This window comes from Comamonas sp. CMM02 (assembly GCF_014851485.1).
Lineage (GTDB): Bacteria > Pseudomonadota > Gammaproteobacteria > Burkholderiales > Burkholderiaceae_C > Comamonas > Comamonas avium.
In genome coordinates this window covers 1-22801 of sequence record NZ_JACUZW010000006.1, presented here as the reverse complement: position 1 = coordinate 22801, position 22801 = coordinate 1, and the positions used below count along the sequence as shown (strand labels likewise).

The window sequence follows — 22801 nt, the reverse complement described above, 5'->3', positions numbered from 1 at the left end:
ACTTTATCTATATCTCTGAAGGTGTTGGATCACGCTATGCGCGAGATGTCCGCACGCATACAGGCAAAAAAAAGACCGCAACCCGAAGGGTGCGGCCATAAATTACAGAGTGAGCGTTGGGGCCTGTTGCTGGCCACGGGGGGCGAGCAACATGCACAAGCAGGTGCTCAGACCTGCATGTTCATGACGTCGGTGTAGGCCTGAACCAGGCGATTGCGGACATGCAAGGTGGCTTGAAAGCCGATTTGTGCTTTTTGCATGGCAACCATGGTTTCTTCCAGGCTGACCGAGGGGTTTTCCAGCTGCACTTCTTTTTGCAGATGGGTGGAGTGGTTTTGCGCGGTGCTCACCGAGCGCAGCGCGTTTTCAAGTGCGGAGCTAAAACCATGGCCTTCAGCTTCTGCGGTTTGCACAGGTTTGGTCAACCGCTGGGCCATGTCGCTGGACAGTGTGGTCAACGGTGAGGTAGCGCTATGAAGTCGAAGGTCCATGATGTGTTTCCTTGATCTCTTTATGTGATCGATGGCGCAATCGTAGGCAATTGCAAACAAAGCATCTGCGCAAATAAGTGGGGAAACGGGCGCTTTATCTGGGGAACGGAAAAGCAGGAAGTTTGAATAATCGGCAACACGTTGGGTTCCGTGTCGAGCCCAAGCACTCCATCTGGAAAGAACATGTCTGCTGTTGCCGAAATTCCTGTTGCACAAACTCCGCCCGCCACAAGCCTCAGCGCATGGCCGCAGCGGGTAGCAAGTCTCGACCGCAACCAGCGCATCATGATTGGCGCGGTGGCCGCTCTGGTTGTGGCTGGTTTGGTGGCTGCCTTGATGTTTAGCCGTCAGCCTGATTACCGTGTGCTGTTCACCAATTTGAGTGACAAAGACGGTGGTGCGATCGTGGCGCAGCTGACCACCATGAATGTGCCCTACAAGTACACAGAAGGTGGCGGCGCCATCATGATCCCCGCAGACAAAATCCACGATGTGCGATTGAAGCTGGCTACGCAGGGCTTGCCAAAGGGCGCAGTCTCGGGCTTTGAGATCATGGAGGCCAGCAAGTTTGGCATCACACAGTTTCAGGAACGTGTGAACTATCAGCGCGGGCTGGAGGGCGAGCTGACACGCTCGATCCTCGGTTTGTCTGCGGTGCAAAACGCCCGCGTGCATCTGGCATTGCCCAATCAGAATGGTTTTTTCCGTGAGCAGCAAAAGCCTTCGGCTTCGGTGCTGCTGACGCTGTACCCCGGCCGCATGCTGGACCGCACGCAGATTGCCGGCATCGTGCATTTGATTGCTTCGAGCGTTCCAGAAATGGTGCCCAGTGCAGTGAGCGTGCTGGATGACTCTGGCAAGCTGCTCTCGCAAACCACCAACCCAGATGAAAGCCCGGTGAATGTGCAGCAGCTGATGTACCAGCAACAGCTGGAAAAGCAGTACACACAGCGCATTCTGGATATTTTGGAGCCCGTGGTTGGTAAGGGTAATGTCAAGGCCCAAGTGACTGCGGAACTGGATTTCTCGCGCTCGGAGTCCACGTCTGAGTTGCATGCCCCCAACCAGGGTCAGGCAGCTAGCGCGGTGCGAAGCCAGCAGGTGCTGGAAGCTACCGGTGAAAAAGAACCTGTGCCCCCGACAGGTGTGCCTGGTGCAACCAGTAACCAGCCACCCCAGACGGCTGCTGCACCGATCAATGGCGCTGCGCAAACACTGCAGGCTGCCAATGGTCAGAACACCAATATCTTGACGATTCCTGGCAGCAAGCGTGAATCGGTCACCAACTACGAAGTGGATAAGACGGTTCGAGTGACACGCAACAGCACGGGGTCTATCAAGCGCATGACAGCGGCTGTGGTGGTCAATTACCTGCCAGGTACCCCGGTGGAGCCAGGTGCGGCAGCCTTGCCGCAGGCCATGTCAGAGGCGCAGCAAGCGCAAATGCTGGCCTTGGTGCGCGAGACCATTGGTTTCAGTGCTGAGCGCGGCGATTCGGTCAACCTCATGAACACGCCTTTCCAGCAGGAGCTGCGTCTGGCCTCGGATCTGCCGGTGTGGCAGCAGCCCGAAACCCTGGCATTGGTCAAGTCTGTGCTGTGGCCCGTAGGCCTGGTTCTGGCTGCTTTGATTTTGATGTTTGGTGTGGTGCGACCCATGCTCAAGGCGCGCAAGAAGAAAGAGCTGGCGCAGCAACTGGATCTGCTGGAAGCCGAAGAGCTGGAGCGCCCGGCGCTGGCACCACCGGCCAAGCCCGGAGAGCCCACAGTGGAAGAGTTGCGTTTGGAGCAAGCCCGTGCGCTGGCCAAACAGAATCCGATCGCCGTGGCGAATATCGTCAAGACGTGGGTCAATGGCGAGAACAGCCACTAAGTCCTGACAACGTGCGCTTAACTATCTACGGAACACAAAGAGTTTGTTATGGATGATCGAGGTCTGAACGACGCTGCCATTTTGCTGATGTCCCTGGGTGAGGAAGAGGCAGCCGAGGTCTTCAAACACCTGTCGCCCAAAGAAGTACAAAAGCTCGGCGAGACCATTGCGCGCATGCGCGGTGTTTCCAAAGAGAAAGTGGACTTTGTGATTGCGCGCTTTACAGATGATTGCGCGGCCCAGAGTCTGCTGGTGGAAGACGCCAGCGACTATGTCAAAGCAGTGCTGCGCCGTGCCCTGGGTGACGACAAGGCGGCCTTGCTGCTGGATCGTATTTTGCAAGGTGGCGACGTATCCGGCATTGAAAGCCTCAAATGGATGGACCCTGTGTCGGTGGCGGAGCTGCTGCGCAACGAGCACCCGCAGATCGTGGCGGCCATCTTGGTACATCTGGAATATGACCAGGCTGCCGCTGTGCTGATGCAACTGCCCGAGCGCATGCGCAGCGAAGTGGTGCTGCGTGTGGCCACGCTGGAAGGCATTCAGCCTTCGGCGCTGAAAGACCTGAACGAAGTGCTCTACAAGGTGCTGGCGGGTGGCGACAAGATTCGCAAGACCTCACTGGGTGGCGTGAAGACGGCCGCGGAAATGATCAACTTGTTGGGTGGCAATTCTGATGTGGCCGTGCTGGACACCATCCGCAACTACGACGCAGATCTGGCACAAAAGATCATGGACAAGATGTTCGTGTTCGACGACCTGGTCAAGCTGGACGACCGGTCGCTGCAGCTGGTGATGCGCGAAGTGGCGTCCGAGACGCTCATCGTTGCGCTCAAGGGCGGTTCGATGGAAGTGCGCGACAAGATTTTGGCCAATATGTCCATGCGTGCGGCCGCTGCACTGCGCGAAGACCTGGATGCCCGTGGCCCCATGCGCCTGTCCGAGGTCGAGGCCCAGCAAAAAGAAATTCTCAAGGTGGTGCGTCGATTGGCCGACGAGAACCAGATCACGCTGGGCGGTGGCCCGGAAGACAGCTTTGTCTGAAGCCCGCCAGAGATTTGATGATTAGACGCATATGACACGTTTTATTCCCAGCGAAGAAATTGACAACCAACGTGTTCGGCAGTGGCGCTTTGGTGGTGTGAGCAGTGGCGCGCGCAAGGGTTTTTCTGCGATGCCGGAAATGACAATGGATCCAGCTTTGCTGCCTGTGGCGCAAGAGGCTCCAGACATTGCGGTAGATGAAGTGCTGGAAGAATTGCCGCCAGAAACGGTGGCTGAAGAAACGCCGCCTGCAGCACCTGTTTTTTCTGAGCAAGAGCTGCATCAGCAACTGGAGCAGGCTCGCCAGGAGGCCTACCAGCAAGGGTTGGAGCAAGGCCAGCAGCAGGCTGGCCAGGAATGGCAGGCGCGCATGGCCGATTACCAGAACAACCTGGGGCGTGACACTGCGCAGCGTTTGAACGAAGTACTGCACGCGGCGCAATCGTCCTTGCAGGGGCTGCAGCAGCAAATGGCCCCCGATCTGCTGCAGCTGGCTACCGATATTGCACGCCAGGTGGTGCGCCAGGAGCTGCGTTGCAATCCCCAGGCTCTGCAGCCTGTGGTGAGTGAAGCGCTGGATATGCTGGGTGCGGAGACCAAGCCGGCGCTGGTGCGCTTGAACCCCGAAGACTTCAAGCAGCTGGAAACACATTTGCGTGCGGCTTTGCCTAATCCCAAAGTGGAATGGCTGGCAGACCCCAGCGTGGCTGTGGGCGGCTGCCTGGTAGAGAGCCAGGGCGCGCAAATTGATGGCAGCCTGGAGCGCCGCTGGCAGCGTGCTGTGGCAGCGCTGGGCTTGGTGTCCACGTGGTACGAAGGTGCGAACCATGGCAATTGACAACGCCCCCTTCACCTCTACCATCGCGCAGCTTCAGGACATGCTGCGTGTGGGCAGTGAGCGGGTGAACCAGCCCATGCCATTGCACAGCCATGGCACGCTGACCCGCTTGACGGGACTGGTGCTGGAGGCCAGCGGCCTGCGTGTGCCTGTGGGTTCGCAATGCCATTTGCAAATGCCCGGTGGGGAGCCCATTTTGGCCGAGGTGGTTGGCTTTGCTGGCGACAAAGCGTTCTTGATGCCTGCGGGTGACATTCAAGGGCTGTCTTGCGGAGCCACCGTCACGCCTGCCGAGCCATTTGTCTCGCCCCTGCGGTTTGGTGACACCGAAGCGCCTTCACTGGCCAAAGGCTTGTTGCGTCTGCCCATGGGCAATGGTTTGCTCGGTCGTGTGGTGGACTCGCAAGGCTTTGCGCTGGATCACGTTGGTGATCTGGTCGATGTGGTGGCGCAGACACTGGATCGTGAGCCGATCAATGCCATGGAACGCGCGCCGGTGCGCGAAAGCCTGGATACAGGCGTGCGCGCAATCAACAGTTTGCTGACCGTAGGCCGTGGCCAGCGTTTGGGCCTGTTTGCAGGTTCGGGTGTGGGTAAATCGGTGCTGCTGGGCATGATGGCGCGTTACACCCAGGCTGACGTGATCGTGGTGGGCTTGATCGGTGAGCGTGGCCGAGAAGTTAAAGAGTTTGTGGAAGACATCCTGGGTGCCCAGGATCGTTCGCGTGCCGTGGTCGTTGCAGCGCCCGCTGATGCGCCGCCGCTGCTGCGCATGCAGGGTGCCACCTACGCCACCGCGATTGCGGAGTATTTTCGGGACCAGGGCAAGCATGTGCTGCTGCTCATGGATTCGCTCACCCGCTATGCCCAGGCCCAGCGTGAAATTGCGCTGGCTATTGGCGAGCCTCCGGCTACCAAAGGCTATCCACCATCGTGTTTTGCCAAACTGCCGGCATTGGTTGAGCGCAGCGGCAATGGCTTGAATGGTGTGGGCTCCATCACCGCGTTCTACACCGTGCTGTCAGAAGGCGATGACCAGCAAGACCCGATTGCGGATGCGTCGCGCGCCATTTTGGACGGTCACTTCGTCTTGTCGCGTGCGCTGGCCGAGCAAGGCCATTACCCGGCAATTGACATTGAGCAATCGGCATCGCGGGTGATGCACAACGTGGTCAGTCGCGAGCACTTCGAGTTAGCTAGACGCTTTAGAGCCGTCTATTCGCGCTATCAAAAAAGCAAAGATTTGATACAAGTAGGAGCTTATGCCAACGGCTCCGATCCGCAGGTGGATGAGGCCATACGGCTGCAGCCAGCAATGGCCAATTTCCTACAGCAAACCATGTTTGAGTCTGCTTCGATGGAGCAGTCGCTGGCGGAGATGGCTGCGGTTTTGAATTAGCTGTAATAGACAACGAGAGGGATGTGGATGTCGTCGCTCAATGCTTTGATGATTGCCATTGAAATGGCTGTACGTAAACGAGACGAAGCGCGTCAGGCGCTGCGTGAGCGTCAGCGCGCCTGCGATGCGGCGAAATCCCAGATGGAGCAGCTCGACAATTACGCCAGTGAAATGCAGCAGCGCTGGGGGGCCAGCGAGGGTGCTGCAATGAAACCAGAGGTGATGTTTCACCATCGGCAGTTCATGGAGCGTCTGCAGCATGCCATCGATTTGCAGACCAAGGTTGTAGCGGATCAAGCCATTCGTCTGGAAGCCTCGCAAAAAGGCCTGATGGCAGCTGAGCTGCGGTTGAGCAGCTTGAATAAAGTAGTGGAAACCCGCCGGCGTGACATCGCTTTGGCGCAAATGCGCCGTGAACAGAAACAGACCGATGAGCGCGCAGCTTTGCAGTTCATCGGGCGCACTTTCGGAATGCAATTCCAAGAGGCATAAACCATGGCCATTCAGCAAACCACAGCCCCTGCGGCTGCCAAGTCGCAGCTAGCAGATAAGGCAGAAAAACCCAAAGAAGCCAAAGACGGGCAGGTGTCTGCGCCTGCTTTCTCCAAGCTGCTCAAAGGTGCGCAAAGTGAAGGCGGCGATCTTGCGCAAGCGTTGCAAGTCGGAAATATGTCTGCGCTGGCCGGCATGGATACTGACACGTTGCCCTTGAGTGACGCAACCTATGTGCCAGGTCTGGAGTTGCTGCAAGGCGCATGGAGTTTGGACAGCCTGGTGGGGCAGACCCAGCGTTTGGATGTTTCAGACGCCGATGCCGCCTTGCAAGACGGCAGCTTCCTTCAGGCCAGGCAGGACGCGGGTCTGGCGGGTGTCCTGACAAATAATTTGATGTGGGGTGCACAGCCCAATGTGGCTCTGGGTCAGAGCGTAGCCACCGTGGCTGCCGGGGTTCAGTCTGCTTTGAATGCTCCTGTCGAGGCAGATGCCAAGACTGCGATGGCGGCCGCATCGGCGTTGCTTGCGCAAACTGCAGACGTTGCTGAGTCTGTGGCGCAGGCGGTGACCGAAGGCTTGAAGACCGATCAGGCCAGCGAGGGCCGTGTTGCTTTGCAAGGGGCGTGGAAACTGGAAGATCCCCAAGCCATGACCAATCCTGCATTGCATCGGGTGATGGGGCAGATTGAGCAGTGGGCTGCGGCCAGCGCCGGGGTACAGCCCAAGGCGACAGAGCGTGTTGAAGGCAAGAGCGCTGGCGCCGCGGCTGAGTGGCTGTCTGCAGGGCAGGGTAGTGGGACAAGGCTCACTGAAAATTCCGTGCAGGAGACGCAGCAAACCCAAGATGCCGCATTCGAAGCGCAAGCCGATGCGCCGGTTGAAGACATGCGCTTTTGGCTGCAGGGCAAACAGCAGCGTGCCGAAGTCGTCTTGGATAAAGATGGGCAGGCTGTGCGCGTGCAGGTGAGTGTGCGTGGCAATGAGGCGCATGTGACTTTTCGCGCCGATCAGGCCCAGACCCGTGAGATGCTGGATGCCAGTGTGGCGCAATTGCGAGAAATGCTGGAGCAGCAGGGTGTGCAACTGGCGGGTGTGTCGGTGCAGGCCGATGACCGCGGGCAGCAGCAATCTTCAGGCCAGCAGGCCTCGTCGGGTCCCTGGCAGGGTGGGCCAGCACAGCATGCGCAAGTGGCGGTTCCCGTTGCTGAAGTTGCGTCAACGCGCCCCCAGCGTGCGCAGGGTTTGGATTTGTACGCCTAAGATCGACATGTTCATGCGCGCCTTGCGCAGCGCATGGGCTGTCAGAGAAGCTCAGACGATTTGTTTACCGGCTGTTTGAGCCTTTTATTCTGGCTATGATTTCGCGCTATTCAGCCAATAATGAGCCTATGACTGTGTTGCATGCGCAAGCACAAGCGCTGAGTGCAGGCTCAGCCCAAGTTTGGTGAAACAAACTTTCTTATATCCATCAAGGAAAACAACGTGGCCGCAACCAACTCTGCCGCCGCTCCGGCACAAGCCAAGAGCAAGAAATTGATCGTTATCGGTGCCGTGGTCGCCTTGCTCGTTGTCGTTGCTGCAGCGGTGCTGCTGTTTACAGCCAATAAATCGCACGATGACCCTTATGGTGACGGTGAAGAGTCATCGGCCAAGGCCGTCTCTGTAGTGCCGACCTTTTTGCCCCTTGAGAACATGGTGGTGAATTTGGCAGACCAAGGCGGTGATCGTTTCGCACAGATCGGCATTACGCTGGAGCTGCAAGACGAAGCCACTGCGACGTTAATCAAGCAATACATGCCCAGCATTCGCAATGGCGTGTTGATGCTGGTTTCGCAACGTACGGCGGATGAGCTGCTACTGCGCGAAGGCAAAGAAAAACTGGCTGCCGATATCTTGCGCGAAGTGACGCGCCCTCTGGGCATGGGTGCCACAGCGGCACCAGCGGAGGAAGAGGCCGAGCGCCCCCGTCGCCGTGGTGGCAACGTGGTACGCCGTGTGCTGTTTTCCAGCTTCATCATTCAATAAGCGCAAGGATTCATTGGTATGAGTGATTCTTTTCTGTCGCAAGAGGAAGTAGATGCCCTTTTAGAAGGGGTAACGGGCGAGCGCCAGAAATCCGATGCCGAAGAGGTGGATGAAGGCTCAGTCCGCAATTACGACATTTCCAGCCAGGAGCGCATCGTGCGTGGGCGTATGCCCACCATGGAAATTGTGAATGAGCGTTTTGCGCGCAATTTCCGCATTGGCTTGTTTAACTTTATCCGCCGCAGCCCTGAAGTCTCGGTCGGTACGGTCAGTGTGCAGCGCTACAGCGCTTTTCTGCGCCGGCTGGCGGTGCCTACCAATTTCAATATCGTGGCCATTCGGCCGTTGCGCGGCAATGGTTTGATTGTGTGTGAGCCATCACTGGTGTTTGGCATCATCGATACCTTGTACGGTGGCGCTGGCCGCTTGCAAACACGTATTGAGGGTCGAGATTTTTCTGCTACCGAGCAGCGTGTGATCAATCGTCTGGTGGACGTGATCAGCGATGAGTACAAAAAAGCATGGCATGGGATCTACCCGCTGGAGCTGGCTTATCAGCGCTCGGAAATGCAGCCCCAGTTCGCCAACATTGCCACGCCCAGTGAAATCGTGGTGTCGACCGCGTTTCAGCTGGAAATTGGTGATGTATCTGGCTCTATCCATATTTGCATGCCCTATGCAACCATGGAGCCGATCCGCGACATCCTGTATTCGTCAACACAAGGCGACTCGATTGAGGTGGATCGCCGCTGGGTCAAAGTGCTGACGCGAGAAATTCAATCGGCCGAGGTGACGCTGGTGGCTGAGCTTGCCCGTGCAGATGCAACGGTCGAGCAAATGCTGGCCATGAAGCCTGGTGACTTTATTGAGCTGGATCGTCAGCCCCGTATTCGTGCATCGATTGGCGGTGTGCCAGTGTTTGAATGCCAGTACGGTACGCACAACAACAAATACGCCGTTCGCATTGAGCAGTGTCTGCGCGGCGTAGACTCGAATTGGACCGGAGATAAGAATGGCAACTGACCCTAACAACAACGACAGCGTTTCTGGTGATGACCCTTTCTCGGATTGGGCCGAAGCTTTAGAAGAGCAAAAAACCACCGACGACGGGCAAGCCACCCTGGACGCTGAGCAAGGCGGCCCCTTGTCTGGTAATCCCACCTACAACACGGGTGCAGCTGGTACAGAAGTGCCCGTGAACGACATCAACATGGTGCTGGATATTCCAGTGCAGCTGTCTGTCGAGCTGGGTCGCACCAAGGTGCCCATCAAATACATCCTGCAACTGGCACAAGGCTCGGTGGTCGAGCTGGACGCTTTGGCGGGCGAACCCATGGACGTGCTGGTCAACGGCTACCTGATCGCCCAAGGCGAGGTGGTGGTTGTGAACGACAAGTTCGGTATTCGCTTGACGGACGTGGTCACCCCTTCTGAGCGCCTGCGCCGCGTCAGCCGTGGGTAGCGCCAGCTTTACCTCCTCGCTGCTGGTGCTGCTCATCATGATCGGTGCCTTGGCGACGTTGCCCTGGTTGCTCAAGCGCTGGCAGCAGCGCCAGCAAATAGCCCGCACGGGTTCTGCTGTCAGTGCGCAAGTGCTGGCATCGGTGGCGGTGGGCCCCAGTCAGCGTGTGGTCACGGTAGAGGTGGGGCAAGGTGCACACAAAACCTGCTTGGTGTTGGGCGTGACTGCCCACAATGTTCATTGTCTGCACGTGTTGGGGCAGCCCGCGTCTGCGCAGCCCGCGCCCATCAGTTTCTCGGGTGCGATGGCGCAAGCCCAAGAGACGGTGCAACCTCCGCAACCATGAGAGCTCGCATGCGATTAGGCTTTCTTGCCTCCAAAGCCCACCGGGCTGCACCGGCCGCCGCTTTGGCGGCTTTTTGCTTGATGCCGGCAGCCGCTTGGGCGCAAACTTCTGCGCCCAGTCTGCCTTTGCTTGTGGGCTCTGGCTCGGGTGGCAACAGTTTCTCGGTGCCTATTCAGACTTTGCTGTTCTTTACGGCACTGTCGTTTTTGCCCGCTATTTTGCTGATGATGACGGGCTTTACCCGCATCGTGATTGTCTTGAGCTTGATGCGTCAGGCGCTGGGCACGCAGTCTGCACCGCCCAATCAGGTGATCATCGGCCTGTCGCTGTTTTTGACGCTGTTTGTCATGGGGCCGACGCTGGACCGTGTGTACCAGGAGGCGTATTTGCCTTACAGCAAGAACACCATGCAGTTTGAAGAGGCGGTAAAGAAGGCCGAAGCACCCATGCGCGATTTCATGGTGCGCCAGACACGCCAGACGGATTACGCCCTGTTTGCGCGTCTGGCCAAGCTGGAGCCCGGCACGCAGATTGAAGATGCACCGTTTCGCGTGGTGGTGCCAGCTTTTGTAATCAGCGAGCTGAAGACGGCGTTCCAGATTGGCTTCATGATCTTTATCCCGTTCTTGATCATCGACATGGTGGTCTCCTCCATCCTGATGTCTCTGGGCATGATGATGCTGTCGCCCGTGCTGGTGGCCTTGCCCTTCAAGATCATGCTGTTTGTCTTGGCTGATGGCTGGAATCTGCTGGTAGGCTCGCTGGCCGCCAGTTTTGCCATTTAGCGCTGAAAGGTTTGTGTCATGACTCCTCAGATGGTGCTGACTTTCGGGCGTGAGGCGCTCACGCTCTTGTTGATGATTTCGCTGCCTGTGCTGCTGACGGTCTTGGCTGTGGGCCTGGTGGTCAGTATTTTTCAGGCGGTTACGCAGATCAATGAAAACACTTTGTCCTTTGTGCCCAAGCTGGTTGCAGCTGTATTGGTGTTTGCAATTGCCGGGCCGTGGATGTTGAGTACGGTGGTGGACTTTATCCGCCGCACGATCGAGAACATTCCCAACGCGCTGGGCTAAGGCGGCACAGTTTGCTGAGGGTTCTAGCGTGATTGGTATCTCAGAAGAGCAGTTGATGGCGTGGCTGTCGCCCGTTATCTGGCCGTTCTTGCGCACATTGGCCATGTTCACCGCTGCACCGGTTTTTTCGCAAAAAGCCATTCCCATGCGCGTCAAGGTGGGCCTGGCCTTTTTGGTGGCCGTGTGCGCCCAGGCGGTGCTGGATCAGCCCATGGTGGCAGTCAATTCCCCCGAGGCATTGACATGCGTGATTCAGCAAGTGGGCATTGGCTTGGCGATTGGCTTTAGCGCGCGCCTTGTGATTGCGTCCATGGAAGTGGCGGGTGAAGCCATTGGCTTGCAGATGGGGCTGAGCTTTGCCTCGTTCTTTGACCCCACCAGCGGCGCGCAGCTGAGCGCGGTGTCGCGCTTCTTGGTGCAGATCTTCACGCTGTTTTTCATTGTGGTGAACGGGCATCTGTTTGTGCTGATGGCCGTGATCAAGAGCTTTGAGGTTTTTCCAGTCGACGGCTCTTTTCTGCAAGCCGTGGCACAAATGCGTTTGCACGAGCTGGGAAGTGCGGTTTTCTCCAGCGCCCTGTGGATTGCGCTGCCCATGATGGCGTTGTTGCTGTTTGTGAATCTGGTCATGGGCGTGATTGCCCGGATCGCGCCACAAATGAACGTGTTTGCGGTGGGTTTTCCGGTCACGCTGACGGTGGGCATGCTCGGTATTACCGCTACCTTGCCGATGATGGAGCAGCCGTTCCTTAGCCTGATTGAGCGCACGCTGTCCGTTTTTGGTGGTGGTTTTTTATAAACTTAGAAAAAATAAGAGCGCCTGGCGCATAAGGTAAAAGGACTTCAGGCACTAAACATGCTGAAGTCCTTTTGCCTTATGCGCTGGAAGCTATTGTTTTAGACCAGATTGTTGCGAATGGCGTAAACCGTCAACTCTGCGTTGTTGCTCAGCTGCAGCTTTTCAAGCACCCGCGCGCGGTACACGCTGACAGTTTTGGGGCTCAGCATCAGCTCTTCTGCAATATCGGTCAGGCGTTTGCCGCTGGCCATTTTTTGCAGGGTTTGCATCTCTCGCTCAGACAGGGTTTCGTGCGGTGCCTCAGGGCTGGGCTGCGCCAGACTGTCTGCCAGCATCTGGGCCACTTCCGGGGTCAAGAACTTGCGGCCCATGCTCACGGTGCGCACGGCCTCGATCAGTTGCAGGGGGTCACCAGCCTTGTTGGCATAGCCGTGTGCACCTGCCTTGAGGCTGCGCAGCGCGTACTGGTCTTCAGGGTACATGGAGACCATCAGCACTTTAATGTCGGGGTAGCTCTCGCGCACGCTGACGAGCACTTCCAGGCCATTGCGCCCCGGCATATTGATGTCCAGCAGCAGTACGTCGCAAGGGGTGTTGCGCAATACGTCGCGTAGTTCGGTGTAGCCTGCGGCCTCACCGTGTACCTGAATGTCGGTGACCTCAGACAGCGTGTCGCGAATGCCCCGGCGCAAAACGGCGTGGTCGTCGCAAATCACAACATCAATCAAGCGTGCTCCCTTTTTTCGGCCTCTTGGTGCAGCATCTTACGTGAGTGGCACGGAAACAATAATGCTTGTGCCTTTTCCGACTTGACTGCTTATATCCAGCCAGCCACCCACTGTGCGAGCCCGCTCAGCCAGACCGCGCAGACCAAAAGCTTTGGGTTTGCTGCGCTGCTCAAGGGAAATGCCGCAACCGTTGTCGCGCACTTCCAAAGTGAGGTGGCCTTCTGTATTGGATAAGTCAATGTGCACCATGGAGGCTTGTGCGTACTTGCCCACGTTGGTTAAAGCTTCCTGGGCGGTGCGATAGGCCACCACCTGAATGTCGGCTGGCACGTCAATGTGGGCAGGGGCATCTAATCGAGTCACGATGCCCGTGCGGCGCTCAAAATTCTCTGCCAGCCACTGCACAGCGGCAACCAGCCCCTGATCCAGCACGGGCGGGCGCAGGTTCATCATGATGCGCTGGCTGGCACCCAGGGCATGGTCAAGCATGTCCAGTGCAGCGTGGGCATGGTTCTGGACCTCGGGGGCTGTCGCATTTCGGCCAATCCATGAGAGGTCGAATTTGACGGATGTCAATGAACCGCCGATGTCGTCATGGATCTCCCGTGCAATGGCGGCCCGCTCCTGCTCGATCGACTGCTGCAGGTGCTCGGTCAGTTCTGCCAGCTGGCGCTCAGAGCGGGCTAGTTCAAGCATGGCATGCTCCTTGGCGCGGAGCGCTTCATGCACCTCCAGCGTACGCAAGAGCACATGGGGCAGGCGCGACATATCGTCTTTGAGCAAGTAGTCCGCAATGCCTTGGCGGATAGCGTCTACAGCGGCTGTCTCTCCAATGGCGCCCGATAAAAGAAGAAAAGGAGGGCACTTGGGCAGTGCGCGCGCTTTGTCCCAGGCGTCCAGCGCTGTGAAGCCCACCAGGTGGTAATCGGCCAGGACCAGGTCGAAAGTGTGTGCTTCAAGCAGGTCGAAAAAAGTCTCCAGACTGTCGGTGCAAATGATCTCGCAAGCGATAGCTGCCTTGCGTAAAGTGATTTCCGCCAACCGTTGGTCTGCTTTTGAATCTTCAAGGTGAAGTACAAGCAGGGGCTTATCTGTTGGATTAGCAAGCGCGGAGGGCGCTATCATTGGAAACATCTTGGAACAAACTTTTCGGGGTGTGGATTCCTTCATGCCATGAGTTACAGCTCATGGCAAGCGACGGCAGCCGGACTGGCTGCTTTCGTGTCTGGAAGACATGCTGCGGTTCCACCATCTTGGAGAAACGATGCAACCAACGCAAATACCTGCAGCAGAACCTGTCGTTCAGGTGCCTGTCATGGTTGCGGCCGAATTACAGGATTCCCTGTTGGTCGTCATGCGGGACTTGCACCGTTTGGAGGGCTTGCTCAATCATGCCACGACCAATTTGCTGGAACGATTTGGCGAAGCCAATGTATTGCTTTCCGGCAATGGCATTGCCGATGACCCAGGGCTGGATGCCGCCCGTACCGCTTTGCGCAGTGCGGTCACTGAATTGCAGTTCCACGATATGGCGACTCAGCTGATTGGGCACACGACACGGGTTTTGCAGGGGTGTGCTTTCCGCTTAGCGTCGGAAACCATGGGGCGTGAAGAAGACGAATTGGAAGCGCCAGTCATGTCCATTCAGCCAGAGCGGCCCAATCCAGTCACGCAAAGCGAGATGGATGCCGGTTCGATCGAACTGTTTTGATCTCTAGAGCCTGAATACATTCAAAACTTAAAAGTCCGTTGGAGCTTTACATGCATACGATCCTCGCTGTTGATGACTCACCATCCATGCGAAAAATGGTCTCCTTCACCTTGGCAGGGGCCGGCTACAAAGTGGTCGAAGCGGTGGACGGAATGGACGCCCTGGAAAAAGCCGAAGCGCAGCACGTTGATTTGGTGCTGGCTGACCAGAATATGCCTCGCTTAGATGGCATTGGCCTGACACGCCGCCTGCGTGAGCACCCCCGCTTTAAAAACACGCCCATTCTGATTTTGACCACTGAGTCCAGCGATCAGATGAAGCAAGCGGGCAAAGCCGCAGGCGCGACGGGTTGGCTGGTGAAACCGTTTGATCCCAACCGTCTGATTGAAGTATTGCAGAAGGTGATTCGCTAACACCAGTTCAAGCGGATGCTAGGAAAAAGATAGGAACCCAAATGGCGGATACACATCAAGGCGGGGCAGAAGCCGATTTCGACCTGACCCAGTTCTACCAGATCTTCTTTGAAGAAGCCGGTGAGAACCTCGACCAGATGGAGCAGATGCTGCTCAATCTGGACCTGAACGAAGCCAATGACGAAGAACTCAACGGAATTTTCCGTTGTGCGCACTCGATCAAAGGTGGCTCTGCAACTTTTGGTTTTTCGGACGTTGCTGAGCTGACGCACAAGATGGAGTCCTTGCTGGACCGCCTGCGTCGCCATGAGATCACGCCTGTCCCCGAAATGGTGGATGTGCTGCTGGAATCTGCAGACGCCTCGCGCAGCCTGTTGGCGCGCCATCAGGCTGGTGGTGAAGGTGAAGTCATGCCAACAGCGGATCTGGTGGCTCGCATCAGCCGCCTGGCCGCTGGTGAAGGCGGAGAAGCTCCGGCGCCAGCGCCTGCACAGGCTCCAGCGGTTGTGGCACAGCCCGTGTTGGTGGCAGAGTCTGCACCCGCCCCTGCAGCAGCCGTTCCCGGTGGTTTGCGTCAGCTCCAGATCAAGATTGGACCTGTGGAGGTGCTGGAGTCGGTAGATGCCATTAAAGAGCTGTTTCGCGATATTCCCGGGCTGGGAGATATCGAGGATCTGCCCTGTGATGAACCGCAAACGCGCTTGTTTGCAGTGCAGACGCACTCCACGGACGATGACCTCCTGGATTTGATGGCTTTCCACGTCGCCAAGGAGCAGGTTCAGATTACGGCTCCTGCCGCCGCTGCCGCAGTGGCAGCCGTCGCATCCGTTGCGACACCGGAGGCGGCGACCGCTGCTGCGGTGCCAGAAACCGAGCATCTGAGCCCGGCTTTGCTCCCTGAAGGGGAGGCTTATGGCATTTTTGAAGGTGCTCCAGGTGCCCCAGCCATCAAACCAGCGGGCAGCGCAGCCAAGGCGGCGACACGGCCCAACATGGCTCAGATGGAGTCCACCAGCATTCGTGTGGATGTGAAAAAAGTAGACCAGCTGATCAATCTGGCTGGCGAGCTGGTGATCATTCAAGCCATGCTGGCGCAAAACAGCCGGGCATTGGATCCTTCAGCCAACCAGCAGCTGCTTGCTGGGCTGGCAGATCTGGATCGCAACACCCGTGACTTGCAAGAAGCAGTCATGTCTATCCGCATGATTCCCATGTCGACGGTGTTCAGCCGCTTTCCGCGCATGCTGCGTGATTTGGCGAACAAGCTGGACAAGAAGATCAATTTGGTCACGCAAGGAGAGGCGACCGAGCTGGACAAGGGGCTGGTGGAAAAAATCACCGACCCATTGACCCACTTGGTGCGTAACAGCCTGGACCATGGCATTGAAATGCCTGAAGACCGCATCAAGGCAGGCAAGTCTGAAGTGGGCACGCTGACGCTGGCGGCTTCGCACCAGGGGGGCTCTATCGTCATTGAGGTGCGCGATGACGGCAAGGGCATGAGCCGCGAGAAGATCCTGCGCAAGGCCCGTGAGCGCGGCATGGATGTCTCCGACAGCATGCCTGACAGCGAAGTCTGGATGCTGATTTTTGCTCCTGGCTTCTCGACGGCCGATGTGGTCACCGACGTCTCAGGCCGTGGTGTGGGCATGGACGTGGTGCGCAAGAACATTGCGGCGCTCAACGGCTCGGTAGAAATTGACTCCGTTGAAGGCGTTGGCATGCGTGTATCGATCCGCCTGCCCCTGACGCTGGCCATCATGGATGGCATGTCCGTTGGTGTGTGTGACGAGGTCTATATCTTGCCGCTGTCATCGGTGGTGGAGTCATTCCAGGTCAACGCGGCCGATGTCAGCACCGTGACCCAGGGCTCGCAACTGGTCAAGGTGCGTGACGAATACATGCCTGTGATTGGGCTGGAGCGGGTCTTTGGTGTACCGCGCGGTGAAGGCAGCAATCGCAGTGACATCATGGTCGTGGTGGAGTCCGACGGCATGCGTGTGGCGTTGCTGGTCGATGAGCTCTTGGGCCAGCACCAGGTGGTGGTCAAGAACCTTGAGAGCAATTACCGCAAGGTGCCCAACGTCTCTGGCGCAACGATTCTGGGTGACGGGACTGTGGCACTGATTTTGGATACCAATAGCTTGGTCCGCCGGGCGCGTTAAAAACAACCCAAGTGGCTCAGAGGTAGCGCAGGGCTACTTTGGGCCATCAGTTAAACGATAATTTTTGGTGGTTCTGAAGGCGTCTTCAAAGGTCCACCGATTTAGGAGAAAGCAATGAACATCATGGGAAAGAATGCAGAGAGCAAAGCTTCTGGCGCTCGCGAGTACCTCACCTTCCGTCTGGGCGATGAGGAGTACGGCATCGACATTCTCAAGGTGCAGGAAATCCGTGGCTATGAACAGCCGACACGCATTGCCAACGCGCCGGAGTTCATCAAAGGCGTGGTGAATCTGCGCGGCACGATTGTGCCGATCGTGGACATGCGCTTGAAGTTCAACTGCTCGGAAGTGGAATACAACAGCTTTACGGTGGTCATCATCTTGAACCTGCGCAATCGCGTGGTCGGCATCGTGGTGGACTCCGTCAGCGACGTGATGGCTCTGGCCCCCGAAGCCATCCGCCCCGCACCCGATATTGAAAGCGCCATTGACAGCGGCTGCATTCTGGGCCTGGGCTCGGTGGGCGATCGTATGCTGATCCTGCTGGACATTGAAAAGCAAATGTCCAATGTGGATATGGGCTTGGTCGCTCCTGCGGAATAAGTCGCGGCAACGCCTTTTGGTAGTCCGCCATGCGCAGGGCTGTTTAGTTTTTTCGCGTAGCCTCTTCGCGTGCACTTTGGTTGTAAATATCCATGCGTCAAACCGATCAACTCTCCGACTCCGTGCTTGGTTCAGGGGGCGGGCCTATGAACCAAGGTCGAGAGTTCACCTGGGCGTCATCGGACTTCGTTCGTGTGCAGGCGCTGATTTATAAGCATGCAGGGATCAGCCTGCACGATGGCAAGCACGCCATGGTCTACAGCCGCCTCTCGCGCCGCCTGCGAGAGACTGGCCACGAAAGCTTTGACGAGTATCTGACGTGGCTGGAAAAGCAGGGTGATGCGCACGAGTGGCAGGAGTTTGTGAATGCGCTCACCACCAACCTGACCTCGTTCTTCAGAGAGCAGCACCATTTCGATATCTTGGCGCAGCACCTCAAGAGCAAGCCTGCCAGCACACCGTGGCGTGTGTGGTGCAATGCGGCCTCGACGGGCGAGGAGCCTTACTCCATCGTGCTGACTGCACAGGAGGCCTTGGGCGCCAATGCCAACTTCAAATTGACGGCCAGCGATATTGACTCGAAGGTGCTCAACACGGCCTCCAACGGCGTCTACCGGATGGAGAACGTCAAAAGCCTCAGTCAGGAGCGACTGCACCGATTTTTCATGCGCGGCAAGGCTTCTAATGCAGGAATGGTCCGCGTCAAGCCTGAGCTGAGACGCATGATCGACTTCTTGCAGGTCAACCTGATTCGTGACGACTGGCCGTTCAAGGAGCCGTTTGACATTGTGTTTTGCCGCAACGTCATGATCTACTTTGATGCTGCCACGCAGCGCAAAGTGCTCGAGCGCATTCACCGTGTGATGAAGCCCGGGGGGCTGCTGTTTGTGGGGCACGCAGAAAATTTCAGCGAATCACGTGACCTGTTTATCTTGCGTGGCAAAACGGTGTACGAGCGTATTTAAATGGCCTTCATCCGCACTCACTGCCTTGGCAGGACGATCAAGGCCCAGCCATGAATCCCCAACCACACGTGGCGCTGAAGGGCACCAACGCACCTTGGGCTAGCCGGTCTGCGCCGCTGGTGCCTGCACCGCCAGCGTCGCTGGACATGCTGCGCAGCCGCTCGCGCAAGCCAGGAGAGGCTTCTTTCTTTTATTTTGATCACCACTTTCAGTACAACGCCGTCAAGGTGTTGCCAGGCGAGTATTTTGTGACTGGCGAGAACATGGTGATCTGCACCGTGCTCGGCTCCTGCATTGCTGCCTGCCTGTGGGATCGCACCTTGAACATCGGTGGCATGAACCATTTCATGCTGCCCGAGGGTGACAGCACCGATGTCAGCGGGCGCTACGGGTCATACGCAATGGAGTTGCTGATCAATGAAATGATCAAGCTGGGTGCACGGCGCGAAACCATGCAGGCCAAAATTTTTGGAGGTGGTCAGGTGATGGCCAACTTCACGACCATGAACGTCGGTGAGCGCAACACCGACTTCGTGACCCAGTATTTGCAGACAGAGCGGATTCCTATCGTCTCGGAAGACGTGCTGGACATCTATCCTCGCAAGGTGGTGTATTTTCCCGCCACAGGCAAGGCCATGGTCAAACGTTTGGCCCATGCGCACCCTGAGACTTTGGTGGAACAAGAGCGTTCGCGCGGCAGTGCTGCACAGTTGGCCAAGACCAACGCAGGCGGCAGCGTGGACCTGTTTTGAGAGAGGCTGAATAGAAAATGAACCGAAAGACCCGGGTGATTGTGGTGGACGACTCTGCGCTGGTGCGCAGCCTGCTCGCAGAAATCATCAATCGCCAGCCAGACATGGAGTGCATAGGCACCGCAAACGACCCCTTGGTTGCGCGTGAAATGATTCGTGAGCTCAACCCGGACGTGATCACTCTGGACATCGAAATGCCCAAAATGGACGGCATCGATTTCCTGGGCCGCATCATGCGTCTGCGCCCCATGCCCGTGCTGATGATTTCGACGCTGACCGAGCGTGGCGCAGAAATTACCATGCGCGCGCTGGAGCTGGGCGCGGTGGATTTTGTCTCCAAACCCCGCGTGGGCGTGGCCAATGGTTTGAGCCAGCTGTCCACAGAGATCGTGGACAAAATTCGCATTGCTGCTTCTGCGCATGTGCACCGCATGGTCAAGCCCGCAGCCACAGCCACTGATACCGGCACCGCAGCCACGGCGCGACCGGCCTTCAGCAGTGCTACTTTGCTGGGCAAGCTGTCTACGGAAAAGCTGATTGCCATTGGTGCATCCACCGGCGGCACCGAAGCCATCAAAGAGGTGCTGACGAACATGCCTGCCGATGCGCCCGCCATCGTCATCACCCAGCACATGCCGCCCGGCTTTACCACCAGCTTTGCCGCACGGCTCGATAGCCTGTGCCAGATCACCGTGAAAGAGGCCAGCAATGGCGAACGCCTGCTGCCCGGCCACGCCTACATTGCACCGGGCGGCAAGCAGTTCGCCATCTCGCGCAGCGGCGCCAACTATGTGGCGGTGGTCGACGAGCAGGCTCCTCCCGTCAATCGCCACAAGCCATCGGTTGAGGTGCTCTTCAAGTCCGTGGCGCAGTTTGCCGGGCGCAATGCCACCGGCGTCATGCTGACCGGCATGGGCGCCGATGGTGCTGCCGCCATGCGCGAGATGAAAGATGCGGGCAGCTACAACTACGTGCAAGACGAAGCCAGCTGCATCGTCTTTGGCATGCCACGCGAAGCCATCGCCCATGGTGCGGCCGATGAAGTGCTGCCACTCACACAGATCGCCCCCGCATTGCTGACCAAGCTGCGCGCATCGCCAGACGTACGCCACCGCATCTAAAGCAAACAAAAAAGGAGCTGCTAACGCTTTACAAGCAACAGTTTCAGATAGAAAACTATTTGAAACTGTTGATGCAAGGGCGCTGGCAGCTCCTTTTTTTGTTTCTCGTTTTAAGCCGACAAACTTTCCCAGCGCTCTAGTGCCTGCAGCAAGGCCTCATCAATCTCACCATCACGGGCATGCAGTTGCATGGCGCGGGCATTGTCCTGGGCGTACAGCGTGCCGTCTTCCAGCTGCTTGCGGATTTCTGCTTGCTCTGCTTCCAGCGCAGCAATCTGTTCAGGCAGCAGCTCCAGCTCTCGCTGTTCTTTGTAGCTGAGTTTGCGCTTGGCCACAGCAGGTGCTGCCACCGCTGCAGGCACAGCTGCTGCAGCGGGTGCGACAGCTGTTTCTTTGGCAGATGGCTTGCCTGCGCCCTTCTTGGCTGCTTGATCTTGCAGTGCCTTGGCGCGCTTGGACTGAACCAGCCAGTCCTGCACACCGCCTTCGTACTCGCGCCACTTGCCATTACCTTCTGCGGCAATCGTGCTGGTCACCACGTTGTCCAGGAACGTACGGTCGTGGCTCACCAGGAACACCGTGCCGTCATAGTTTTGCAGCAAGTCTTCCAGCAGCTCCAGCGTGTCGATGTCCAGATCGTTCGTGGGTTCGTCCAGCACCAGCACATTGGTAGGGCGGGCAAACAGGCGGGCCAGCAGCAAACGATTGCGCTCACCACCCGACAGGCTGCGCACCGGCGAGTTCGCACGCGCAGGCGAGAACAGGAAGTCACCCAGATAGCTCTTGACATGCTTGCGCTGGTTGCCAATTTCAATCCACTCGCTGCCAGGGCTGATGAAATCCTCCAGCGTAGCGTCCAGATCCAGCGCATTGCGCATCTGGTCAAAATAGGCCACGGTGATATTGGCGCCTTGGCGCACGGTGCCCCAGGGGCTTTCACCCGGCTCAGGTGCGGGTGCATTGGCAGGTGCCGCATCGGGTTGCAATTGCCCCAAGATGAGTTTGAGCAGGGTCGTCTTGCCGGCACCGTTGGCGCCCAGCAAGCCAATCTTGTCGCCGCGCAAAATGGTGGCACTGAAGTCGTCCACGATCACACGGTCGCCAAAAGCCTTGCTCACATGGGTGAGCTCAGAGACCAGCTTGCCGCTTTTCTCGCCACTGCTCACATCCATCTTCACACTGCCTTGGGCATTGCGACGGGCTGCGTGTTCGGAGCGCAGCTCCTGCAGACGCACAATGCGGGCCGTGGCCCGGGTGCGTCGAGCTTCAACGCCCTTGCGAATCCAGACTTCTTCTTGCGCCAGCAGCTTGTCTGCCTTTGCGTTGATCACTGCTTCTTGTGCCAGTTGCTCCGCCTTATTGGTCACATAGGCGCTGAAGTTGCCAGGGAAAGACATCAGGCGACCACGGTCCAGCTCCACAATGCGTGTTGCCACGTTGTCCAGGAAAGAGCGGTCGTGGGTAATCAGCACGATCGAGCCCTTGAACTCTTTGAGCAGACCTTCCAGCCATTCAATCGAATCCAGATCCAGGTGATTGGTTGGCTCGTCAAGGAACAATACGTCAGGCTGCATCACCAGCGCCTGCGCCAGTGCCACGCGCTTGCGCACACCGCCAGACAGGCTGCTGACCTTCGCTTCCGGGTTCAAGTGCAGGCGCTGCAGCGCTTCTTCTACGCGCTGCTCCCAGTTCCAGGCGTCCTGCGCCTCAATGCGTGACTGCAATGCATCCAAATCCACATCATCCGCCCCCGACAGATACAGGTCACGGATGGCCGCCACCTCTGCCAAACCTTCAGAGGCCGATTCAAAGACCGTGTGCTCTGGGTTCAGATTGGGCTCTTGCGCTACATAAGCAATGCGAACGCCTGTTTGCACTTGTAACGTGCCATCGTCTGCATGTGCCATGCCGGCCAGGATTTTCAACAGCGAAGACTTGCCGGTGCCATTGCGCCCGATCAGTCCAACGCGTTCATTGGTTTCCAGAGAAAAACTGGTGTGATCCAGCAGTGCCACATGCCCGAATGCGAGCTGTGCGTCTATTAAGGTAATGAGTGCCATGTTGCCTCCATTATCCAAGGCAGCGCAAAGCGCTGCCTTATCCAAAGCCTTCTTGAAGGTTTTGGATGAAAAGGATTTTTCTAAAAAGCTGGCCAAACGGTGCTATAGTTCGCTCCCTTGCTAGTGCAGTGCAGTTTTCTGCGCAAGTCGCTGAAAAGTTTTTTGCAGGAATTTCTGCAGAGCTTCAAAACGATGTACAATGCAAGTCTTCGCTAGTTCAGCAGTGCTGCTTCTAGCGGAAAGTTTCTAAAGTTTTTTAGAAACGCACGCTGAAAAGCGTGCTACAATACAAGGCTTCGCTGATCGCAGCGGGGTTAAGTTCCAAGAAGAGATTTTTGGGATGTTTCTTTAAAAAGATACAGCCGATAAGCGTGGGCGTTTGAAGGCGAATTGCCAAGTTCTTTTAGAACTAATCAAACGCTCATGGAGATAGAAGTGA

At 57.3% G+C, this 22801-nt stretch carries 24 protein-coding genes; 20 read left to right on the top strand and 4 right to left on the bottom strand.

Features of this window, described 5'->3' with window-relative positions:
• Window positions 1-167 precede the first annotated feature (167 nt).
• Entirely contained in the window at window positions 168-491 is a 324-nt protein-coding gene (gene fliE / locus IB213_RS16700) for a flagellar hook-basal body complex protein FliE (protein WP_191722251.1), read from the bottom strand.
• A gap of 183 nt (window positions 492-674) precedes the next feature.
• On the opposite strand from fliE, the gene fliF reads away from it, so the two are divergent.
• From fliF to fliR, 13 genes are all read left to right on the top strand, one after another.
• Window positions 675-2363 carry a flagellar basal-body MS-ring/collar protein FliF gene (fliF, locus tag IB213_RS16695; RefSeq protein WP_191722252.1) on the top strand — a complete coding sequence of 563 codons (1689 nt, stop codon included), beginning with the start codon at window positions 675-677 and terminating at the stop codon, window positions 2361-2363.
• 48 nt (window positions 2364-2411) lie between these two features.
• Window positions 2412-3407, top strand: coding sequence for a flagellar motor switch protein FliG (gene fliG, locus IB213_RS16690; RefSeq protein ID WP_191722253.1), 996 nt, complete (start codon window positions 2412-2414; stop codon window positions 3405-3407).
• 31 nt (window positions 3408-3438) lie between these two features.
• Entirely contained in the window at window positions 3439-4245 is an 807-nt protein-coding gene (locus tag IB213_RS16685) for a FliH/SctL family protein (protein ID WP_192407949.1), read from the top strand.
• A 40-nt stretch (window positions 4246-4285) separates the two neighbouring features.
• Entirely contained in the window at window positions 4286-5644 is a 1359-nt protein-coding gene (fliI, locus tag IB213_RS16680) for a flagellar protein export ATPase FliI (RefSeq protein ID WP_225561178.1), read from the top strand.
• A 27-nt stretch (window positions 5645-5671) separates the two neighbouring features.
• Window positions 5672-6136 carry a flagellar export protein FliJ gene (gene fliJ / locus IB213_RS16675; RefSeq protein WP_191722310.1) on the top strand — a complete coding sequence of 155 codons (465 nt, stop codon included), beginning with the start codon at window positions 5672-5674 and terminating at the stop codon, window positions 6134-6136.
• A 3-nt stretch (window positions 6137-6139) separates the two neighbouring features.
• Window positions 6140-7399 carry a flagellar hook-length control protein FliK gene (locus IB213_RS16670; RefSeq protein ID WP_192407945.1) on the top strand — a complete coding sequence of 420 codons (1260 nt, stop codon included), beginning with the start codon at window positions 6140-6142 and terminating at the stop codon, window positions 7397-7399.
• Between the two features lie 222 nt (window positions 7400-7621).
• Entirely contained in the window at window positions 7622-8164 is a 543-nt protein-coding gene (locus IB213_RS16665) for a flagellar basal body-associated FliL family protein (RefSeq protein WP_191722257.1), read from the top strand.
• Between the two features lie 18 nt (window positions 8165-8182).
• Complete coding sequence (fliM, locus tag IB213_RS16660) at window positions 8183-9187, top strand: flagellar motor switch protein FliM (protein WP_191722258.1); 1005 nt, start codon at window positions 8183-8185, stop codon at window positions 9185-9187.
• Window positions 9177-9626: a flagellar motor switch protein FliN gene (gene fliN / locus IB213_RS16655; RefSeq protein ID WP_191722259.1), complete on the top strand. Its 450-nt coding sequence runs from the start codon at window positions 9177-9179 to the stop codon at window positions 9624-9626. Before fliM ends, fliN begins: the two co-directional genes overlap by 11 nt.
• Window positions 9619-9972, top strand: coding sequence for a flagellar biosynthetic protein FliO (locus IB213_RS16650; protein WP_318244905.1), 354 nt, complete (start codon window positions 9619-9621; stop codon window positions 9970-9972). The genes fliN and IB213_RS16650 overlap by 8 nt, the downstream gene beginning before the upstream one ends.
• Window positions 9973-9980: 8 nt before the next feature.
• Complete coding sequence (gene fliP, locus IB213_RS16645; RefSeq protein WP_370551227.1) at window positions 9981-10757, top strand: flagellar type III secretion system pore protein FliP; 777 nt, start codon at window positions 9981-9983, stop codon at window positions 10755-10757.
• An 18-nt stretch (window positions 10758-10775) separates the two neighbouring features.
• A complete protein-coding gene (fliQ, locus tag IB213_RS16640) occupies window positions 10776-11045 on the top strand; it encodes a flagellar biosynthesis protein FliQ (protein WP_191722261.1) in 270 nt (89 codons plus the stop codon).
• Window positions 11046-11073: 28 nt separating this feature from the next.
• Window positions 11074-11844 carry a flagellar biosynthetic protein FliR gene (gene fliR / locus IB213_RS16635; RefSeq protein ID WP_191722262.1) on the top strand — a complete coding sequence of 257 codons (771 nt, stop codon included), beginning with the start codon at window positions 11074-11076 and terminating at the stop codon, window positions 11842-11844.
• Between the two features lie 98 nt (window positions 11845-11942).
• On the opposite strand, the gene IB213_RS16630 is transcribed toward fliR, so the two are convergent.
• Both IB213_RS16630 and IB213_RS16625 read right to left on the bottom strand, forming a co-directional pair.
• Window positions 11943-12572, bottom strand: a complete 630-nt coding sequence (locus tag IB213_RS16630) for a response regulator transcription factor (protein WP_191722263.1) — start codon at window positions 12570-12572, stop codon at window positions 11943-11945.
• A 36-nt stretch (window positions 12573-12608) separates the two neighbouring features.
• Window positions 12609-13697, bottom strand: coding sequence for a histidine kinase (locus tag IB213_RS16625; RefSeq protein WP_191722264.1), 1089 nt, complete (start codon window positions 13695-13697; stop codon window positions 12609-12611).
• A 139-nt stretch (window positions 13698-13836) separates the two neighbouring features.
• Here IB213_RS16625 and IB213_RS16620 point away from each other — a divergent pair, with 139 nt between their 5' ends.
• The 7 genes from IB213_RS16620 to IB213_RS16590 all read left to right on the top strand — a co-directional run bounded on the left by IB213_RS16620 (window position 13837) and on the right by IB213_RS16590 (window position 20302).
• Window positions 13837-14283 (top strand): hypothetical protein, encoded by a 447-nt coding sequence (locus IB213_RS16620; protein WP_191722265.1) that lies wholly within the window; start codon window positions 13837-13839, stop codon window positions 14281-14283.
• A gap of 50 nt (window positions 14284-14333) precedes the next feature.
• A complete protein-coding gene (locus IB213_RS16615) occupies window positions 14334-14696 on the top strand; it encodes a response regulator (RefSeq protein ID WP_191722266.1) in 363 nt (120 codons plus the stop codon).
• Between the two features lie 41 nt (window positions 14697-14737).
• Entirely contained in the window at window positions 14738-16861 is a 2124-nt protein-coding gene (locus IB213_RS16610; RefSeq protein ID WP_192407943.1) for a chemotaxis protein CheW, read from the top strand.
• Window positions 16862-16975: 114 nt separating this feature from the next.
• Window positions 16976-17464, top strand: coding sequence for a chemotaxis protein CheW (locus tag IB213_RS16605; protein ID WP_191722268.1), 489 nt, complete (start codon window positions 16976-16978; stop codon window positions 17462-17464).
• A gap of 92 nt (window positions 17465-17556) precedes the next feature.
• Window positions 17557-18429, top strand: a complete 873-nt coding sequence (locus IB213_RS16600; protein ID WP_191722269.1) for a CheR family methyltransferase — start codon at window positions 17557-17559, stop codon at window positions 18427-18429.
• 50 nt (window positions 18430-18479) lie between these two features.
• Window positions 18480-19181 (top strand): chemoreceptor glutamine deamidase CheD, encoded by a 702-nt coding sequence (cheD, locus tag IB213_RS16595; RefSeq protein WP_191722270.1) that lies wholly within the window; start codon window positions 18480-18482, stop codon window positions 19179-19181.
• 17 nt (window positions 19182-19198) lie between these two features.
• Complete coding sequence (locus IB213_RS16590) at window positions 19199-20302, top strand: chemotaxis response regulator protein-glutamate methylesterase (RefSeq protein WP_191722271.1); 1104 nt, start codon at window positions 19199-19201, stop codon at window positions 20300-20302.
• 110 nt (window positions 20303-20412) lie between these two features.
• On the opposite strand, the gene IB213_RS16585 is transcribed toward IB213_RS16590, so the two are convergent.
• On the bottom strand, window positions 20413-22362 hold the full coding sequence (locus IB213_RS16585; protein WP_192407941.1) for an ATP-binding cassette domain-containing protein: 1950 nt from the start codon (window positions 22360-22362) through the stop codon (window positions 20413-20415).
• Between the last annotated feature and the right edge of the window lie 439 nt (window positions 22363-22801).